A 19,697-nucleotide genomic window follows, 5' to 3' on the forward strand; every position below is an offset into this window, starting at 1 on the left:
CTCAAGTATTACCGCCTTTTATAGGCGGTTTTTTTAGATTTGATATCGCTAATCCTTTTCGCTAAGGTTTCTTCTTTCTTCTTTCTTCTTTCTTCTTTCTTCTTTCTTCTTTCTTCTTTCTTCTTTCTTCTTTCTTCTTTCTTCTTTCCTTCCTTTTTTTTGGTTGAAGTTCTACAGCGTGCTTAACAAAGATGCTAATTATGGTATTTATTAGCAGTATTCAATAACAAGCCCATTACTTATAGCGTTTTTGTGTGTTTATCGTCTGGCTCATACCGTTAGTGGAGCGTATCGGCTAATGTCGCTTCAATAATGACGCTGGCGAGCTATCTTTAGAGTCGGCATTAGCAAGATGCCAATCCTGTCACAATTCATTCCCCCCCAAAAAATATCGAATTTTTAAAGAATTAATTCCGAGGGTCGATAGCCTTCATGTAGAAATTTATCTCACAGTCAATACTTAGCCCCGCTAGAGGGCACAGGAGTTCGATAATGACCTTAACAGTCAACACTAACGTTGCGTCTCTCAATACGCAGCGCAACTTGAGCAGCTCTTCGGATGCTCTTAATGTGTCCCTCCAGCGCCTGTCGACGGGTTTCCGAATCAACAGTGCAAAAGATGACGCAGCGGGCTTGCAGATCTCTGACCGTTTGACCTCTCAGATCAACGGTTTGGGTGTAGCAACTCGAAACGCCAACGATGGTATTTCACTGGCTCAAGTAGCTGAAGGTGCCATGGAGCAGTCCACCGACATTTTGCAACGTATCCGTGACCTGAGCTTGCAGTCTGCCAACGGTAGTAACTCAGCGACAGAACGCCAGGCCTTGCAGGAAGAGGTGAACCAACTTAAAGAAGAATTGACTCGTATCGCCGATACCACCACCTTTGGTGGTCGTAAGATTCTGGACGGTACCTTTGGTACTTCTTCATTCCAAGTGGGTGCTGAGGCTAACCAAACTATTGAGGTTTCACTCACCAATGCCTCGGCTGATAAACTGGGTAACTACCGTGTGCAAAGCGCCGGTACTGTAGCCGGTAGCGTGTCCAACGCAGCTGGCGCCACGCAATTCACCGATGGTGCAACCGTAACCATTAACGGCGCGTTCGGTACCGGTAGTTTCACAACCTCTAATACAGACACCGCTGGTGAAGTGGCGGAAGCAGTTAATGCGCTGTCTGAAACCACGGGTGTTACCGCCAAGGCGACTACTCAGGTTGCGGTCAATGCTGGCGATTTTAGTCTAGGGTATGACACTGCAAATGGTGTGGGCGACTCTGTGACTTTTAATATCGGCACCAACGATGGAGAAGGTGGCACTAGTAGTTCAAGCACCGCCATCACCTTAACTGCCACCGGTGATGATGCCCAAGACTTACAAAACCTGCGTGATTCCATCAATGCCGACACCGGTACCAACGGTATTTCCGCCTCAATCGATGAAAACGGCAACTTGTTGCTCACCGCCAAAGATGGCGACAACATCGAAATTAACAGCTTCACCGAGGTAGATGGCGACGGAACTGCTAACAGTTCTACACTAACGCTGACTAATGTTGAGGCCGATGGCACTATCGGTACCAGTAACGTTGCGGTCAGTGGTACGGCAAACGCTTTTGAAGCGGTAGGTACTATTACTTTCGACTCAAGTAAGCCAATGACCGTTGGTGGTTCTAACTTCGCTGAGGTTTCTTCTGAAACCATCGGTCTGTTGAGCACGGTAGAGGATTTAGACCTCACCACTGCACAGGGCGCTCAGGATGCCATTGCCGTAGTGGATGGCGCCATCGCCAATATCGACTCCCAGCGAGCGCAGTTAGGTGCGGTGCAAAACCGTTTTGAAAACACCATTGCTAACCTGCAGAACATTTCTGAAAACGTATCTGCAGCCCGTAGCCGTATTCAAGACACCGACTACGCCGCTGAATCTGCAGAACTGACTAAACAACAGATCTTGCAACAAGCCGGTACCTCAGTACTAGCCCAGGCAAATCAGTTGCCTCAATCAGTATTGAGTCTTCTGGGTTAATTGAGTAGGTGAGAATGGGCGCGAGCACTGGGATGTGCAACCCAAGCGCCCATTCGATACCGATTGGAGGGTGAACGATGGAAATAAATAACGCGGTACACATTAGACCTGTGTCTGTCACTGCGAAATCTCCGACTGACATGGACAGTGTCAAAAAAGCCCCTTCGGAAGACGTACCACCACTTGAGAAAAGCAAGGCAGAAGTACAAGACGGTGAACCAGAGGTAGAACCAGAGGCAATGGCCTCGGTGGTAGAGAATCTAAATGGCATGGCTCAGTCCGTGCGTCGTGATCTCTCTTTCAGTCTACAGGATGACACCGGCAAAGTGGTTGTAGAGGTGACAGATTCTTCCACGGGCGAACTGATTCGAAAAATCCCGTCTGAAGAAGCACTGAAGTTGTCCGAACGCATCGCAGATGTACGCAGTTTGATGACCTCAGTAAAAGCTTAGTTCTACGCACGAACAAACCACCGGGGAGAGGATGCCTATTACGATAGGTGTCCTTTTTCCGGTTGGTTTATTTGTGCTTGGCGCTGAATGGAGCTGGCGCAACTAGGCTTTCTGGGGACAGATATTTGAGCCGGCAGATTTTAAACGCAGTAGGCGGTTTGCGACGTTGCTCAGGTATATTTATGCGATTTTACTGATATTAGTGGGCGGCTCAAAACAACGATTTTGAAGTGAATTTGAAGTGGCGTGATGCTTGCTCATATCCTGAATCTTAAAGTTCGTCCTAACAGAAACTGGGGGGTGAGCTAAGCTTAAAAGGAAGCCGGGCATCGTGCATGCCGCGGCTCAAGGTCATCTGCAATAGGCCGCTAACCATTTGAATAGGTATTTCATTTGGATTGCGGCCGTTGCTGTTTGCAGCGCTGGGTTGCCGCCCGGCAATATTGTCCGGCAAGTTGTTGCCGATAGAGGTAGAAAATGTCCATCACGTTTAACGGTATTGGCTCAGGCCTGGATATTGATTCCATTGTTCAAGCCATTGTTGAGGCGGAACGCGCTCCGGCGCAAAACCGGCTGGATCGCTTAGAAACCGATACCACGGAAGAATTATCCGCTGTTGGTCAGCTTAGCTCGGCACTAAGTGATTTTATGACAGTGGTTGAGGATTTAGGTGATGAGGACCTCTACCGTGGCCGCAGCGTTAGTATTGGCGACCGTGAGCTGTTGGACGCCACGGTTGACGAAAGCGCCCAGACGGGTAGCTACCAGCTGCAAATTGAACAGGTAGCTACATCCCATAAAATTGCCACCCAAGCCGTGGCGGCAGGTTCCTCTACCATTGGTACGGGCACTTTAACCCTGCACATGGGTAATTCATCTTTTGATGTAGTAATCGACGAAGAAAACGATACTTTGGCGGGTATTCGTGATGCGATTAATAATGACCCGTCTAATATTGGGGTTCGCGCTTCAATTATTAACGACGACACCGGAGCGCGTTTGGTCATCACCGGCGATGAAACCGGGCTGGAGAACACCGTTGCGATCACGGTTGAGGACGACGACGGCAACTCTCGTGATACTGGCGGGCTATCGGCACTAACCTTCGACCCCAACGACATCAACTCGGTAGGGGATGGCGGCGTCACCCATGACGCCAAAGAACTGGCAACGCCCCAGGATGCGTTGTTGTATATCGATGGCCTAACCGTCACCAGCGCCAGTAATAACGTTGAAAATGTGATAGACGGCGTTAATTTAAATATACTCTCAGCACAATCCGAAGAAGATTACGCCAACGGCAATACCATTAATTTAACCATTACTAATGATCAAGCGGCAATCTCCGATACGGTTAATAATTTTATTGATGTCTACAACTCATTTATGAGTGTTGTCGATCAATTGACCGTGGTGGTAGTTAATGAAGGCTCTACCGGTAATTTAACCGGAGCGCTAACCGGCGACTCCACCGCCAGAAACCTAGTATCCACCATTCGTACCCAGCTAAGCACGGGTGTGGAAGAGAACCCAGATGGCATGCAGTTTTTGGTTAATTTAGGCATCACCACCAACGATGAAGGCCAATTAACCCTAGATAGCGCAAAGCTTGATAAAGCCTTGGCCAACAACTTCGACGACATCGGCGCCCTATTTACCGGCGAAAACGGCTTTGCTAAGCGAATGGAAACGGCGTTGGAGGGTTACACCGGCGCCGGTAATATCCTGGAGCTGCGCCAGGATCGGCTACAAAATACCTTGAACGATGTCGACACCCGCCGTGAAAAACTGGACGAGCGTATCAGCCTGGTAGAAGCCCGTCTGTATTCCCAATACCAAGCAGCAGACTCACTGATTGGTAGTTTAAACAACACCTTAAGTTACCTCACCAGCATCGGCACAATTAACAACGACGACGACTAATTCGCTCCCTCGGGGGCGCTATTGGTTATAGCTCTCTGTGTCAATTTGTGCGCCAACTATAGCTTTTTCGACTCGTTAATTATTTTAAGTTTTCCCACAAACCGCCGTTATATTTAGTATGGGAGAACCCAAACGATGAACGTTTTGATAAAAGAGGGCACTGTATGAACTACAGTCAAGCATTAAATCAATATCAACAGGTTAAAGTACAAACCTCCGTTGAAGATGCCACGCCGCATCGTTTGATTGAGTTACTGCTACAAGGATTTTCCGCTCGTGTGGGTGAGGCAAGAGTGGCCATGGTAAATCAAAAAACCGAAATTAAAGGTGAGAAAATATCCAAAGCCTTGGATATTTTAAGTGGCCTGCGCGGTTCTTTAGATTTTGATACCGGCGAAGAGATTGCAGTTAAACTAGACGATCTCTACGATTATATGGGCCGCCAGTTGGTTTCTGCCAACGTCAATAACGACGTAGAGACTTGTGATGAAGTGATTGAACTAATGGCAGTTATTCAATCTGCTTGGACTGAAATCCGCGAGGCCAGCTAATCATGAACACTGATAACCCTAAACTCGTAGCCAACGCCTGTGATTTAGATACACTAAATTCGCAACTGCAACAACTGATTGAGACGTTGGAGTTATCAGTGCAAACCGATCAGTGGTCTGAGCTGGCGGAACTGGACCAGCAAGTCAATCAGTTAGTTCATTTTTGCGTCGTCCAGGGCAAAATAAAAGAGCCCAGCATTCACCACAAGGTGTTATTTTTAGCACGTTTGTATCGCCGTGTAATAGAGCAGGTTACTGTGCAAAGAGATTCCGTTGCCAAGCAATTACAGCAAGAGAAGCGGCGTCACAAGATGGCCAATTCCTATCAAATAGCCAACAATATTTGTGCATAGCCCCCAGGGCGTGTTCAAAAAAAGCCGCGGCAGTTGACTGTCGCGGCTTTTTTTATGGGTTTTATGTGGCTTTTTTAATTGAAGTGTGGGATGTGGCTTTGCGCTATTTGTTGTAGCGAAAAGCCGCTTGGCCTAGTGTTTGGCCCTTAAATTCCTCATCGCCATGGTAGACCACTTGGATGATGGCGTTGTTTGGTACGCGGTTTATCCACAGGGGTAAATTAACATGCCGGTATTCACGCTCGGTATATACTGCAACATTGTTAAGCTTGCCAATATGCTGGATTTGCCCAGTCTGTGGTGATTTCATATAGGCGTTGATAACCCCAAAACTGCTGGCGTTACCCATACGCTCTACCACAATATCCAAGTTGGGTTTAGATAGCGTGTTGGGTATCAGCTCCACACTTTTAATTTTGGTTTCCATTTCCGCTTCGCCTTTACGAATGATAACTGGAATAGAAAACGACATACGTGGTAATACCTTGGTATGTAAACCCTCTCCAACGCTGTCGCCCGCCGGGACATCCACGGCACCGATGGATTTCATGGCCAAGTGAGCGCGATACTCTCCTTCTAGTACCGACTCTGGCAACCGAGCTCGCAGCTTAATTTTTTGGTATTTACCCGGTTCGATAGTCACAACCCTAGGGCTGAAGCGGATGTAGTCTACCGCCGAATTGCCCGGGTAGGAGGCGGTAGCGCTAATGCTGATGTATTTTCCATTGCTGTCTTGGATTTTGTTTTCCAACTCAATACGGTAGGTTTTGGTCTCTGTTGAATTATTCAGCAGGGTTACTTCGGCGGAGTTTTCTTTGTCCGCGATCATTATCCGAGTCGGGCTGATAATTAAGCTGGCCTGGCTAACCTGGGCCAGGCATAAAAAGATCAGCATCGTAATCGATACTAGGGTTTTACCAAAAGAGGAGGGAGCTATACCAAACATAATCTATCGCCTAAATTACTGCGTTAAAAACTGATATCAATACTGATAATGGAATCGAATACCGCACTCACATAGGGGGTGCCGTTGCCACTGGTGCTTAACGTGGCGCCAACGAAAAGGGTGCCTTCGCCGTTACTGTCTGTGGTCACTTGGTTGTGGGTGATGTTAGAAATTAGTAGGCGTTCGCCGAAGCCGTTAGTGGAAAGATCCTGGCCTGTGACATTAATAATAAGTGGCGTGAACGGTGGCAGATTGGATAAAAAGTATTCCCCAGCTGTACCCGTCTCTAAGGGGTACATTTTATTGGTGGAAGACTGTCTGCGGCCATCGTGCCTAATAGTCAGGGTCGAAACGCTATTGTTATCGCCAATCACAAATCGGCCGAAGCTGAGTGGGACTATTTCTAGTTCATCACTGAAGCTTGTCGGAGCATAAACAGCTAACAGGTAGCAGGCTAAGCCTGCCGCTCGGCGTGCTTTACGCAGACGGCAAAAACAACAGTTTAAAGCCTGTTTAACCATGTTCATTTGTGACATTACTAAGCTTAAAGACACGGATTGATTGCCGCCAAAAATTTGTCGCGTTGAATATTAAAACTGCCTAGATCAGCTTGCTTGCAGGTTATATGCCTAAAACGAATGGTGTGCTAAAGGTAGGAGACGGTAGGGGGAGAGGATACTTTTGCAGGGAAAGCAAACTGCGGGCAAGGTGCCCGCAGTGGGTCGGCGGTTTCGAACCTTAGTAAGAAACGTCGATATTGTAGGTGCCGGTGTAGCTGCCGTCTTCATAGGTGTTAGCAGCGTCGATGGAAGCTTGCAGTACACCACCAACAAGGATGTCGGCATTACCAGAGCCATCCGTGGTAACGTCAAAACCAGTTGCGGCAGCACTGAGCAGTACGGTTTCACTGTTACCGGTAGGGTCATTACCGTCGTAAGCAGTAATAGAAACCCACTCAATGGCTGGCACGTTAGGGCTACCACTGAAGTGTGTTAGATGGTCGTCAGTGTCAACAGTTGCCTCTACGGTAACGTCAGTGAAAGGGGCCGCTCCGGTAATTGTGATAACACCAGCGGTGGCACCACCCAGAGAAACCAAGCTGGACGATGGAGCAGTACCACCACTGGCAGGTGTGGTTGTTACGTCGCCGTTAGAGTTGATGGACATGCTGGCTGGAGTTGCGGCGTTGTCTGTTTCCGCAGTAAGGAACAAGCTACCGATGGAAAAAGGAGTGGTTTCCGTCAGGGTGATTGCGTTATCAACGGTGGCGGTTACGTTAAAAGTATCAGCCTGGGCGCCAAATGCTAAAGCAACTCCGCTGGCCAGACATAATTTTTTCAAAGGTTTGTTCATGATAATAAAGACCTCGTCATTACATTTAGTCCTTGATTGGCATTCTCCGTTACTGGCGGTGTTGCCGACCAAAATTTGCAAGCAGTAAAACTACTGAACTCAAGAGGGTTATCGACGGAATTTTTAAAACCTTTAACATGTTGTTAAAAATCTCAAACTGGCTGGTTTCAGCGGTCTTTGTGTCCCAAATAGTTGGGTAAAAAGAGTCCATTACGTTTTATGCTGTTTTAGCCTGTCGACTAGTGCGTCGCAATTTGGCGTTGCTGTTCACTTTTTGTACCTCTTAGCAGTCGCTTAATTCAACAAACAACGGCTGCTATTGGAGTTAACGGCTGGGCTTTACCAGGCTTGAACAATGTCGCCTTGATTTACTTGGTAGGGCGGAGTGCCGCCGTTAAAGCGGGCGAGAGCACCGTTTGGATAGACTTGGGTAATAACAACTTCTCCGTTTTCTTCGTAACGATAGTGGGGTGTGCCATCAAGAGTGTGGCGTAATTGAATTCGGCGTAGCAGTTTTAATGTGTCACCAGGTAGGATTAAAGCTTCGGTGCCCGTAGCAAAGGTTATTGCAGAGCCGGATACCGAAGTAACACTCGCCTGCATGGGTAGGCAGGTGAGCGTATCTGCTAACCACGACGTTTGGTGATTAAGATAGGTATCCAATAAATTGGCAAAATGGTCGTTTTTGCCCTGGGCCGTCAATACCCGGTTTTTGCCTTTCATAGACCATTGATCTTCCGCCCGGCCTTGATAGTAGCTTTCGTCAATTATAGCGCCTGTGGCACCATCGAATACCGACAGGGTCATTTCTAGCGCTCGGTTTTTCTTGGCCGGCTGGCCAGGAATAATATTTTTCACCTTTTGCATTAGAGAGTGAGGCTCACCGACGTGGGCAGCGTTATTAATGATTCCGGCAATCACAAATTGCGTGTTGTGCTTTTGGGCAATGTGCCGAATATAGGCCGGCACGTCCAACTCGGCATGAGCAACGGCATTGGGCGATTTCTCGCCGGAGGCGTCGATGACGACGAAGCTGTCTCTATCCATACGTTGCCCAAGTATCCGCGGCAGCTCTTGATGAATGGCCCCAAGATCCACGGTTTGATGGGGGTTTTCAATATCAAAGCCCAGGAAGGCAACCTTTTTACGGTAATTAAAGCGCGGGTCCGGAATATTCAGGCACGCACGGCTGAGGTTAGTTAGGCCTGCGCCGGCGGCCGGTGATTCTAAGCCTACTGTGCTAAACCCCGTATCGGCTGCTCCGGTTGCGGATGGCGACTCGTTTTCTCCCAACTCTTTATTGCCTAAAAAATAATCCAAATCTCTAATTTGTTCGATGGTATCACTGATAAATTCGCCGGTGGCGGCGCAGCCTTGCAGTGCAATGCTGATCATGGTAATGCGGGCCAAGTGGCCTAGGCGAGAGGGTTTAATGGCTTTATTTGCAAACATACGTAGAGTCCATTTTTCGTCAGCGATCATTCGGTTTAACCCGGCAGGGTGCAATACCTGTGCCTGAACTTCGACGAAATTGGGTTGGTCAGTCGGCGTTGGACAGTGGCCAGAGTTTTTCCTAAGACCTTAGTATTTAAAGCGTTTTCTGGGCTGATGAACACCAAAAGGTTGGATGGCATTCTAATTGCAAAATCCCATGGGCTATAGGTTATTACGATAAATTTTTGACGCCTTTTATATTTTCTAAATGACCGAGTGTCGTTAATTTATCGCTTAGGGCACAGCAATTAGCAGTGGTTTTTACCCGGCACAATGTTAGGGGAAAGCAGTTTCCGCAATAGGCAATAGCCCTCAGAGAAAAGCGGCAAATAGTTGCCGCCGTATCAAATCAGTCGATCACATTAAAGCAGTTGTGCTGGGGCACAACATTGGGATACCTGTATGAAACTACCATCGTTAATCAACCGCGGGCGAGCTTTAAGCTCCGTTGGCAGAACTCCTAGCGCAAAAAAAACGTGGGCTCTCGTTGTTACTGCGGTGATATCGGGTCAACCCTGGTGTATTCAGCAGGCGGCGGCCCAGGCGGCGGCCCAGGTGTTTAGCGAGGACGATCTGGTTATTTTGGATTTACGCTATCAACGATACCAAGTGGGCCAGGGCCTAGAAGGCTACCGTTATCAAAACAGCGTCTATTTCGCTTTGGTGGATATCATTGGTGTGTTGGAGATGCCCATCGAACTGCAGGCTAATTCGGCTAAAGGTAAACTGAATGACAAAATAAAATTCAGTTTAGACTACGGTGGCGACGGCTGGCAGATTAAAGTGGGAAAAGAAACGCTTGATTTGCCACCAAAAGCCTTGGTTGAACACGATGGGCTTTTATATGCCTCCGAGCAGGCGTTGGAGCAAATGTTTAAACTGGATATTGGTTTAAAGTTGTCTGACTCCTACGCCACCGTGGATAGCGAAGTCTCACTGCCATTTCAGCAGTCCTTGGAGCGCCGCAACCGGGTTTTAACCAGCTTGGACAGCATTGGCGAGTACGAAAACCCCATTCTTGATGTTCCCTATAGCCTAATCGAAATACCTTCTGCGGATTTACGCGTGGCACACACCGTGCGTAAATTGCAAGACCAAGATGAAACCCTGCGGTCAACGTTTTATACATTGGTTAGCAATGGCGACCTGGGCTATATGAACAGTAACGTGTTCGTCAACGGCTCGCGGGAAGACGGCATTAATAACGTTAGCGTACGTTTCGACCGTTACTCTGCCCAGAGAGACCTGTTGGGCCCGTTATCGCTGTCCCAGGTTTCCTTCGGCGATATTGATGCCCCAGGGGCGTTATCCAGCTACGGTCGCGGTGTGTTGGTGTCTAACGAGGCTAAAACTAGCCAGTTTATGCGTGATTTTACCTCTATTGAGGGTAACCATTATCCTGGCTGGGAAGTGGAGCTATTGTTGGATGACAGCGTCATCGACTACCAAGAGATCGGCCAGGACGGCCGCTACCGGTTCGATGACGTAATTCTGACCCAGGGCAACAATAACTACAGCTTGGTATTTTACGGCCCGAACGGTGAACGTGAGGTGGAAAGCCGTAACCTATACGTGGGCGAGGATTCGGAAGACATTCGAAAACTGCGTTACAGTGTTTCCTTTACCCAGCCCAACGTGCGGCTATACAGCGATAACGCCAATAATAACTCCAGTATTTGGCAGGCCAACGTGGTAAGCCGTTTTGCCATGACCAATTGGCTGTCGTTTAATGCCGGTTACAGCTTACGCCATTGGGATGAATTGGACCTTTCCGAAGAACGGTTATTGGCCGATGACCGCGCCGATGAATTTTATAGAGTGGGCGTTGCTGCCAATATTCTAGGCCAGCAATTGTCGGTGCAGGCGGACCGAGTTAATGACAATCCCTTTGACATCACCTACGGTTTGGGCGGTGGTCGCGGTGCCTTTCGTTATCGCTTGTCGTACACACAATTCGGCCAGCAGGAAGAGGGGGAAACCTATTACGATCCGCTCACTGACACCGAGATAGACCGCGGCGAATCCACCCTAGAGGCTGTGATCAAAGCCAAGCTGTTTGGTGTAACGGCGTTGTTTAATGGCTCACAGATCAATTACGAAGATTATTCCCTAAATCGCAGCCGGTTTATCGTCTCCAGCGGTTACAACCGTTTAAATTTCAGCACCGGCTTCGAATACATCGAAAGTTTGATCGACGAGCAGGTGCAAGATCAACTGCTGGGCGACCTCTTTGTCGGTTCAGGCCTAGGCCCATTGACCGCACGCCTGCGCGCCAGTTATCAAATTCAACCCGAGGCCGAACTGGCCAGTATCGGAGTTGCTTCCAGTCTGCGTTTAAGCCGCGATGTTAATGTCAATTTTGACTACGACCATTCACTACTCACCGACACTGATACCTATCGAGTGGGTATGAAATGGACCACACCGTATTTAACCATCACACCATCCGTCGCCTACCACGATACCGGATATGTCTCAGGCAACTTAAACGTGCTAATGCCCATGGGTTCCCGTTCCGGTGCCCTGGGTAACTACTATATGGTCGACCGTCGTTCTATCTCCAATCGCGGTACCGTAAAAGCACGTTTATTTGAAGACGAAAATGGTAATGGCAGCTTTGATTTGGGTGAGCGATTGCTCAGCGGTGGAGTAGTGCATTCACTGCAAACCCGTCAACGGGCGGAATCGGATGACGTGGGTGTCGCCACATTAGACAATGTGCGCACTTGGTTTCCATCGGACATCGTTTACGAAAGCGATACCATCGACGATTACTCCATGCGTTACGGTGGCGACATGTTCGCCGTTGAAGCTCGCCCGGGCAAGGTTATTGAAGTTGACCTGCCGTTTTATCGGGCCGGTGACGTAGACGGGACTGTGTTCCGTTACTTGTCCGATGGCAGCCACCGAGAGGCTCGCGGTGTGCGTATCGAGTTAGTGAAAGCTGGTGGCGAGGTGGTGGCGACAACCGTTACCGCCAGTGATGGCTTCTATAGTTTTGAGCGAGTGTTGCCAGGCCAGTATTTGGTTAGAGTCACCGGTGAAGCCGCCGATGCGCGCAACAATCGCAGCGTTATTATTGATCGCACCGGTAATTTTGTTGGCGGCGTTGATATCTTTTTGGCTCAGACCGGTAGTGCGCGACCGGGCAGTGATCGCGCCAGTGCATTGCCGGTAACGTCTGCTGCAACTCCAGACAGCGCCTCACTGTACCGGGTTCCCACAGCTGCCAATAAACTATCGGTTCCAGCAGGGCTGAGTGATGCCGAAGTGCAAACCTCCTCGGTAAATCCTGGCAGTCATTCGGTAAATACACTCAGTCTTATTTCGGCTCAAAACCGCTAGCCCTGAAAGTCCAACTTGGAGAATCTATCGCAGTGAAATCCATGAAGCATTTGCTCGGCATTGCACCACTTTTATGTTGCTTAAGCGCACTGAGCTATGGTCAGGCGTTGGAGCCCATTGAAGGTATTTTCGATATTGAAAACGCAGTGGCCATGCCACCACCACCGGCCGTTGTCACCGCAACCCCGAACAAGGCCGAGCTAGGCCCTGCGGTGACTAATCAAAACCAGGACACCAACCCGTTACCAATCGCAGTTGCCGCTCCTGTGACGACGGCTGTGCCTGTCTCCCAGTCAACACTGGCGACAACAGGTGAGTTACCGGCACAGCTCGCTGGTAGTATGACTCCGGTGACAGAATTTAACGAGGTGGATTTTTCCCAGGCCGTTGCCACCCAACAGCAAACCACCGAAGCACTCACCGATATCCAAATGAAACAAATGGAAATCCAAGAGCAGCAGCTCAAACGGATTGAACAAGTAGAGCAGGGCTTGAATAAACTGGTGAAGAAGCAGTCCTTCTCGAAATCTATTATGGGAACCATTCTTTCGGCTGCCACCACGGCAGATCCAGTGCTGGCCGCCATAGGCGGGATTGCCGGTTTTTTAATTGGTAAAGCTGAAGACTACAAAGACGCGGAAAAAAAGAACTACGACATCCAACAAGATATCCTGCGCAAGGCGCAGGGATTCTATACCAACGAAGAATTAAAATTAGCCGCTTATGCCAATTTGGATTTAGACCCTAATTTAATTAGCCCAGAGCAAATCAAAATCTATGCAAACTACGTTGTAGAAGCGAAAACACGCATGCGCTCAGGCAGCTGGTTTCCCGGCCAAATGGTGCCCGGCGAGGCGGGTCAACCCGGATTTATGGTGGCCAGTCGCCAGGGGAATATCAGCAATAATTATCTTATGGCCAGCGCCCAGGCGCCAATGCAAGAGCTACCAAACGCCAATTACGCCGATGTTTGTTATGGCCATTTAAACGCCGCACGTACGCGCGGTGGGCAGAATAACGAAGGCATAACCAATGCCGCCTTGGTAGCAGAGGAAGCCGGTGATACTCACTCTCTGGCGATTCAGCAGCGGCGTAACCTGGCGCGTTACTGTTTTTATTCCCTGCGTTAATCGTCTTTCGGGCGCGGCTTCGCGAAAGAGGTGGCGTGCATTACCCACTAATGCCGGTGAGTTCACAAAAGCAATAAAATAACGGCCATTACAAAAGCGGCTATGGCTTTCGTCACTATACTGAAATCTGTGATTGGTAGTGGAGGTTCAAATCGGTCTCGCTGCTTTAAATTAATCAGTCATAAAACAACGAAAAATACGGAATCTTTGCTTTAACTTTGGCGGCTTATGCCGATACCAAGTTAAAGAAATTGAAGGTATGGAGAAGACTGTTATGTCGAGCATCGCAAACTTAAATCGTTATCGCTTACAAAAAGCACGCCGCAGAATGCCGTTGGCTGCGTACCTGCAAGAAGATCAATGTTTGATCGAATTAGATACAGTGATCAACAAATCCCTTAATCTAGTATTGGCAGACCCAAAACTCGACCAGCGAACTAAAGAAATTGAACTGCGGCAAACCCTCAGCGTGTATCGCCACGTCACGGAGCGTTTGGACGACTGCCAACTGCCTTATCCCTTCTAGTAGTCATTAGTTGCCGTTCTAGTCGCCTTCAGAGCGGTACGGTATGGCGGGCACAACAAACAAGAGGCTCATCGATTGATGGGCCTTTTTTGTGGTAGGTGGAAGCCGATGATTACGCCATCCGAAACGATTGGTCCAAGCAAAGAGAGACTGTGTCACGCGTTTAGCCTTTGGCGCCTTAAGCCAAACCGCCCGTCACACTTTGCCTGTTGATTAATTGATCACTCTTGCGCCATAGCGATAGCTTTGCTCTCCAGAACTGTAATTTTTCTACTCACTCACCAAGCTCTGATTCCCCAGTTTATGCAATGGATTTGAAAAAATTGATAAGCATCAAAGGCCTATCGTCCATTTCGTGAAGCTTGCACCTGTGCTGACAAAGCCCCGATTGTGCCCGGGTTTCAGCGGTTAGTGGGCGCTTTGGTAGTGTTGTTTCGCGTCAGCATTCTGTCAGTTTAGACAGTTTTTAACACAGACAATAAATTGACTTTAGCCAATTGCTGGTCTAATTTTTTTACCAGGCAGCCATTAATTTGGCTTAGAATGACGCCCCCCAAGCTCTGTGTACTTCGATGTTTGAAACAACATAACTTGTACTGGTGACGCTGGCGTAAAACTCAGCAGGGAAGGCTTACGCCGCCGAGGTTTGGCTCGGGCCAGAGAAACACACACCGATTTAGGCCAAAGAAGAATGTGGAAGGAACTTAAAGTACTTGTAATCGACGATGACCAACGCAGGCGCCACGACTTGAAAGTGGTGTTGGAATTTATGGGGGAGTCGGCGGTTGTAGCAGGGTCTAATGACTGGGCGGAAGCCGTCGCCTCAGATTCCCACGGCCCGCAAACCTTCGTAACCGCCATGATAGGTAGCGATACCGATGCCTTGGCCGGTGTTATAGAACAAGTAAAGTCCTGGGATACTTCACTGCCATTTGTATTGGTTGGCAATCAATCCCATCTCACTAGTGTGGATTTACAAGACAACCAATTGTTCATCGGTCAAATTGGTATGAATCCATCCTACGCTCACTTGATGGATACCCTGCATCGTGCCCAGCGGTTCCGTGAAGCCCAGGAGCGGGGTAAGCAGCAAACCAATCAGCAACGTCCCATCCATCTGTTCCGCAGCTTGGTTGGCACCAGCCGAAAAATTGCTAGCGTGCGCGAGATGATGGCGCAGGTAGCCGATAAAGAAGTGAGCGTGTTGATTACCGGCGAATCCGGTACCGGTAAGGAAGTGGTTGCCCGGAATTTACATTACAGCTCCCAGCGCCGTAAAGGGCCGTTTGTGCCAGTTAACTGCGGGGCCATTCCAGCTGAGCTGTTAGAGAGTGAATTGTTCGGCCATGAAAAAGGTGCCTTCACCGGCGCTATCAGCTCCCGCGCAGGTCGTTTCGAATTGGCAGAAGGCGGCACCTTGTTCCTGGATGAAATTGGCGATATGCCACTGAATATGCAGGTTAAGTTGCTGCGGGTATTGCAAGAGCGCGTGTTTGAGCGTGTGGGCAGTAATAAGCCGCAAGAGGTCAATGTACGAGTGATTGCTGCAACCCACCGCAACCTGGAAAACATGATTGGTGACGGCTCTTTCCGCGAGGACTTGTACTACCGCTTAAACGTTTTTCCTATTGAGATGCCAAGTCTTAGCCAGCGAGCCGAAGACATTCCCATCCTGATCAATGAATTGGTCTCTCGTTTGGAGGCTGAAAATCGAGGCTCCATTCGATTTAACTCCGCCGCCATTCTGTCTTTGAGCCGCCACCCATGGCCGGGCAACGTGCGTGAGCTGGCCAACCTGGTAGAGCGCATGGCCATCGTTCACCCGTACGGGGTCATTGGTGCCCAGGATTTGCCAGAAAAATACCGCCATGTCGAAATAGAAGAGGATATCCTAATGCCCGAGGCGCCGGCAGCCGGTGTGCCTAACGTGGTCAATATGGGGGATACCGCGCTGTTACCCGATGATGGCATAGATCTCAAAGAGTACCTTACCAACCTGGAGAAAAACCTCATCCAACAAGCGTTAGACGACTGTGGTGGTGTGGTTGCTCGGGCTGCCAATCGGCTTACCATTCGACGCACGACCTTGGTAGAAAAAATGCGAAAATATGGGCTCAATCGAGCAGAGGTGACCAGTTAAACTTCTTCGTCACAACAAAAAACCGCGGCAATCCACCGCGGTTTTTTTTTGCGTTGGTTTTCTGGCATTTTCCATGCGATAGCGGCTCGATGTTGGTAAATAGCTGAATTTATTGCAATAAATTATCTGGCACCGCTATTGCACTCTTCCTAGAGAATTTCAAAACAGGCGTGTTTTTTGACGCTTACAGCAAAGGTAAAAGGCTTTTGTTCGTATGTGTGGCGCGCCGTGTAATGCTAATGCCACAGGAATTTTGTATGAGTTTGTCGTCGCTAGGGACCAAACCAGGCCAGGTTAAGCCAAGAAAACCCAGCCCGCTGTTGGCTGTTGCTAAACAGCGCATGGCCAACCCCTGGGGCGCGGAGTCAAATTCGGCGGGCAATCGACATTTTAGTTTGTTGGAAACCCGAGTCGATGAACTCAGTCAACGACTCACCGACCTGCAATCGGAGCAGGAGACCACGGCGGAACACAATCAGGTATTGCATGGGCGTTTAAGTGCCATTTTGGATTTGGTTCCGGCGGGCATTATTTTGCTCGACAGCCAGGGCAAAATTACCCAGTGCAATCGACTGGCGGAGCAATTACTGGATTGCAGTCTCCCCGAGCAACTGTGGCGTCAAGTCTCTCAGCAATGTTTTAAGCGGCGCATGGACGATGGCCACGAAATTTCCACCACCACCGGTAAGCGTTTGTCGGTGTCCACCCGTGGTGTGGGTGATGGGGCTGGCCAGATCGTGATGTTATCCGATCAAACGGAAACCCGCCGCTTACAAGCCGAGGTCAGTCATCAGCAACGTTTATCCGCTCTGGGGCAAATGGTATCAGCCCTGGCACACCAAATAAGAACGCCGCTGTCTGCGGCCATGCTGTACGCCTCCCACCTATGTGATCAACCCTTGGCCGCAACCCAGCGTGATAGGTTCTCCCATAAATTAAGGTCTCGTTTACTGCACATGGAGCGGCAGGTGCGGGATATGTTGCTGTTTGTGAAAGGCGAGTTACCACTCAACGACCAAGTGGACCGAGCGCACTTTTTGGCAGAGTTAAAAGAGGCGCTGGAGGTGCCGGTGGCAGAATCTGGCGTAAGCGTAGACTGGGAGGTTGGTGATACCGATTTTAACCTACGCTGCAACAGCGATGCCCTGATCAACGCCATTCTAAATTTGGTGAATAACGCCATTCAGGCCTACGACGAAACTGCCAGTACTGAAAAACGCCTGCGCATAGCAATGTCGGTGGAGCAAGATCAACTCCACGTGAGTGTGCGTGACTACGGCCCGGGCATCAGCGATACGCTGTTGGCCAAATTGGCTCAGCCTTTTGTTACCACCAAACCCCAGGGCACCGGGTTGGGTCTGTCCGTGGTGCGAGCGGTGGCGAGTGCGCACGCCGGCCAGCTTCAGCTAGACCAGCAACAGCCGGGGCTGCTGGCCCGTATAGTGTTGCCCTGTCAGGCCAACACTGGCGAATAACTATTTTTGCCTATTATTGGAACAGGTTTGAACATGTTTGAAATTAACGATAATCGTAACGTCAATCTTGTCCTCGTCGAGGACGACCTCAGCCTCCGAGAGGCGATTAAAGACAGCCTAGAGCTGGCTGGGTTTAGCGTACAAACGGCGGCCAATGGTGAGCAAGCATTAGCTTTGATGGCACATCGCAGCGATGTCCATATGTTGGTGTCGGATGTGAATATGCCGGTAATGGATGGTTATCAATTGCTCGGCCACATGCGCAGCGATTACCCACACATTCCGGTTTTACTAATGACTGCCTATGGCACGATTAATCAGTCGGTAAGAGCTATCCAGGACGGGGCGGTGGATTATCTGGTTAAGCCCTTCGAGCCGCAGGTGCTTACCGAGCTGGTGTGCCGATTCACGGCAGGTCGTTGCTCATCTGCGCCCAATGAGCCGGTGGCTGCGGCTCCCTCAAGCCGGGAATTGTTGGCACTGGCCAGGCGTGTCGCGCGCAGCGATTCCACGGCGCTAATCCTAGGCGAGTCCGGAACCGGTAAAGAAGTACTGGCTCGTTTTGTACACGATAACTCCAGCCGGGCTGATAAACCCTTTGTCGCCATTAACTGCGCCGCCATTCCAGAATCGATGTTGGAATCCATTCTGTTTGGCCACGAAAAAGGCGCCTACACCGGCGCTCACAGTGCGGCACCGGGCAAGTTTGAACAGGCCAACGGCGGCACCTTATTGTTGGATGAGATTTCTGAAATGGACATTGGCTTGCAAGCTAAGTTATTGCGGGTGCTGCAAGAAAAAGAAGTAGAGCGTTTAGGTGGCCGTAAAACCATTGCCCTAGATGTACGTGTTATTGCCACCTCAAACCGATCCATGTTGGAAGAGGTGAGGGCAGGCCGATTCCGTGAGGATTTGTACTACCGTCTAAGTGTGTTGCCGCTGCAGTGGCAACCACTGCGCCATCGGCCGGAAGATATTGTGCCGCTAGCGCAACAGCTGCTCACTAAACACGCCCGCAAGCAGCATCGCTCAGGTGTGACTTTAACCGAAAGCGCCCAGGCCGCGCTGGTGCGCCACCCTTGGCCTGGCAACGTGCGTGAATTGGACAACGTTATGCAGCGATCGCTGATTTTGCAGGAAGGCTATACCATTTCTGAGCAAGATCTTGGGCTGGATATTCTGTCCGGCGATACAACTCACGTGTCCGTTGAAAATAGTGCCAATAATTCGTCTTTGGTGCCGCGGCCGGAAACTGAACCGGCAAGTCAAAGCTTGGATACAACCGCTGGTCTGGCTTCGGGATTATTAGGCCAGGATTTAAAACAGCGCGAGTTTGAAGTGATCGTAAGCACTATCCGCCAACAAAAAGGCAGCCGTAAACTGGCGGCAGAAGCCCTGGGTATTAGCCCGCGTACACTGCGTTACAAAATTGCCCGATTCCGCGACGCGGGGTTAATGGTAGAAGATCGTTTATAAACGGTTTTAGTGTCACAATCCTGTCACCTCAAACACGAAAAATACGCTTGACCGCGTTGGTCTTCAACGGTAACTTCGCGAATGTTGACCGTTGGCCAATTCAGTCTTGGTGGGGGGTTGTCTAGTGGTACACCAGCCAAGCTGTAGCCGCGGTGATTCTTGCAAGCGACTTAACAAATAGTTGTAGAGGACGGGATTATGCGTGACCAGCTAACAAATGATGGAATAGACTCCGATGCCGTTTTGTCATCGGGGGTTGGCGACGACGTAGAAGCTTTTGCGGAAAAGAATCAACAGCTTGATGCTCGTAGGCGATTGGAAGATGCCTTGGAAGAGCGCAGATTAAGCAGAGAGATTCAAGAGTTTGAGTTTGATCTAGACGATTTTGAAGACTAACTTCCAATTCGTAATAGCGTTAAATTACGGCTAACCACTGAAACCGGCTGGCAGGCTTGTTTTGCCAGCCCGGCCCCCGGCGTGGCGATTTCGCCTTTACGCGTTCTTT

16 protein-coding genes are annotated in these 19,697 nt (G+C 49.6%); 12 read left to right on the forward strand and 4 right to left on the reverse strand.

Features of this window, described 5'->3' with window-relative positions:
• Positions 1-492: 492 nt before the first annotated feature.
• The 5 genes from ACGHM3_RS09500 (at position 493) to ACGHM3_RS09520 (ending at position 5,307) form a co-directional block, all read left to right on the forward strand.
• Positions 493-2,028 (forward strand): flagellin, encoded by a 1,536-nt coding sequence (locus ACGHM3_RS09500; RefSeq protein WP_345418812.1) that lies wholly within the window; start codon positions 493-495, stop codon positions 2,026-2,028.
• Positions 2,029-2,105: 77 nt separating this feature from the next.
• Positions 2,106-2,480, forward strand: a complete 375-nt coding sequence (locus ACGHM3_RS09505) for a flagellar protein FlaG (RefSeq protein ID WP_345418815.1) — start codon at positions 2,106-2,108, stop codon at positions 2,478-2,480.
• 477 nt (positions 2,481-2,957) lie between these two features.
• A complete protein-coding gene (gene fliD / locus ACGHM3_RS09510; protein WP_345418818.1) occupies positions 2,958-4,403 on the forward strand; it encodes a flagellar filament capping protein FliD in 1,446 nt (481 codons plus the stop codon).
• Between the two features lie 164 nt (positions 4,404-4,567).
• Positions 4,568-4,954, forward strand: coding sequence for a flagellar export chaperone FliS (gene fliS, locus ACGHM3_RS09515; RefSeq protein WP_345418821.1), 387 nt, complete (start codon positions 4,568-4,570; stop codon positions 4,952-4,954).
• A gap of 2 nt (positions 4,955-4,956) precedes the next feature.
• A complete protein-coding gene (locus ACGHM3_RS09520; RefSeq protein WP_345418824.1) occupies positions 4,957-5,307 on the forward strand; it encodes a hypothetical protein in 351 nt (116 codons plus the stop codon).
• Positions 5,308-5,410: 103 nt separating this feature from the next.
• Here ACGHM3_RS09520 and ACGHM3_RS09525 read toward each other — a convergent pair whose 3' ends face one another.
• The 4 genes from ACGHM3_RS09525 to ACGHM3_RS09540 form a co-directional block, all read right to left on the reverse strand.
• Positions 5,411-6,253: a hypothetical protein gene (locus tag ACGHM3_RS09525; RefSeq protein WP_345418827.1), complete on the reverse strand. Its 843-nt coding sequence runs from the start codon at positions 6,251-6,253 to the stop codon at positions 5,411-5,413.
• A 23-nt stretch (positions 6,254-6,276) separates the two neighbouring features.
• Positions 6,277-6,780 (reverse strand): hypothetical protein, encoded by a 504-nt coding sequence (locus tag ACGHM3_RS09530; RefSeq protein ID WP_345418830.1) that lies wholly within the window; start codon positions 6,778-6,780, stop codon positions 6,277-6,279.
• A 211-nt stretch (positions 6,781-6,991) separates the two neighbouring features.
• Positions 6,992-7,606 carry a hypothetical protein gene (locus ACGHM3_RS09535; RefSeq protein ID WP_345418832.1) on the reverse strand — a complete coding sequence of 205 codons (615 nt, stop codon included), beginning with the start codon at positions 7,604-7,606 and terminating at the stop codon, positions 6,992-6,994.
• 339 nt (positions 7,607-7,945) lie between these two features.
• The gene (locus ACGHM3_RS09540) at positions 7,946-9,058 is read right to left on the reverse strand and encodes a flagella assembly protein FlgT middle domain-containing protein (RefSeq protein ID WP_345418837.1); all 1,113 of its coding nucleotides are present in this window, start codon (positions 9,056-9,058) and stop codon (positions 7,946-7,948) included.
• Positions 9,059-9,502: 444 nt separating this feature from the next.
• Between ACGHM3_RS09540 and ACGHM3_RS09545 the strand changes: the two genes are divergently transcribed.
• From ACGHM3_RS09545 to ACGHM3_RS09575, 7 genes are all read left to right on the forward strand, one after another.
• Positions 9,503-12,445, forward strand: coding sequence for an SdrD B-like domain-containing protein (locus tag ACGHM3_RS09545; RefSeq protein ID WP_345418840.1), 2,943 nt, complete (start codon positions 9,503-9,505; stop codon positions 12,443-12,445).
• Positions 12,446-12,486: 41 nt separating this feature from the next.
• The gene (locus ACGHM3_RS09550) at positions 12,487-13,575 is read left to right on the forward strand and encodes a hypothetical protein (protein WP_345418843.1); all 1,089 of its coding nucleotides are present in this window, start codon (positions 12,487-12,489) and stop codon (positions 13,573-13,575) included.
• Between the two features lie 274 nt (positions 13,576-13,849).
• Positions 13,850-14,101, forward strand: a complete 252-nt coding sequence (locus tag ACGHM3_RS09555) for a hypothetical protein (RefSeq protein WP_345418846.1) — start codon at positions 13,850-13,852, stop codon at positions 14,099-14,101.
• Between the two features lie 691 nt (positions 14,102-14,792).
• Entirely contained in the window at positions 14,793-16,241 is a 1,449-nt protein-coding gene (locus ACGHM3_RS09560; RefSeq protein ID WP_345418849.1) for a sigma-54 dependent transcriptional regulator, read from the forward strand.
• Between the two features lie 257 nt (positions 16,242-16,498).
• Positions 16,499-17,716, forward strand: a complete 1,218-nt coding sequence (locus ACGHM3_RS09565) for an ATP-binding protein (protein ID WP_345418852.1) — start codon at positions 16,499-16,501, stop codon at positions 17,714-17,716.
• Positions 17,717-17,749: 33 nt separating this feature from the next.
• Complete coding sequence (locus ACGHM3_RS09570) at positions 17,750-19,192, forward strand: sigma-54 dependent transcriptional regulator (protein WP_345418855.1); 1,443 nt, start codon at positions 17,750-17,752, stop codon at positions 19,190-19,192.
• 198 nt (positions 19,193-19,390) lie between these two features.
• Entirely contained in the window at positions 19,391-19,588 is a 198-nt protein-coding gene (locus ACGHM3_RS09575; protein ID WP_345418858.1) for a PA3496 family putative envelope integrity protein, read from the forward strand.
• The last annotated feature ends 109 nt before the right edge of the window (positions 19,589-19,697 follow it).

It is taken from the genome of Halioxenophilus aromaticivorans (genome assembly GCF_042850945.1).
In the GTDB taxonomy this organism is placed as follows: Bacteria; Pseudomonadota; Gammaproteobacteria; order Pseudomonadales; family Cellvibrionaceae; genus Halioxenophilus; species Halioxenophilus aromaticivorans.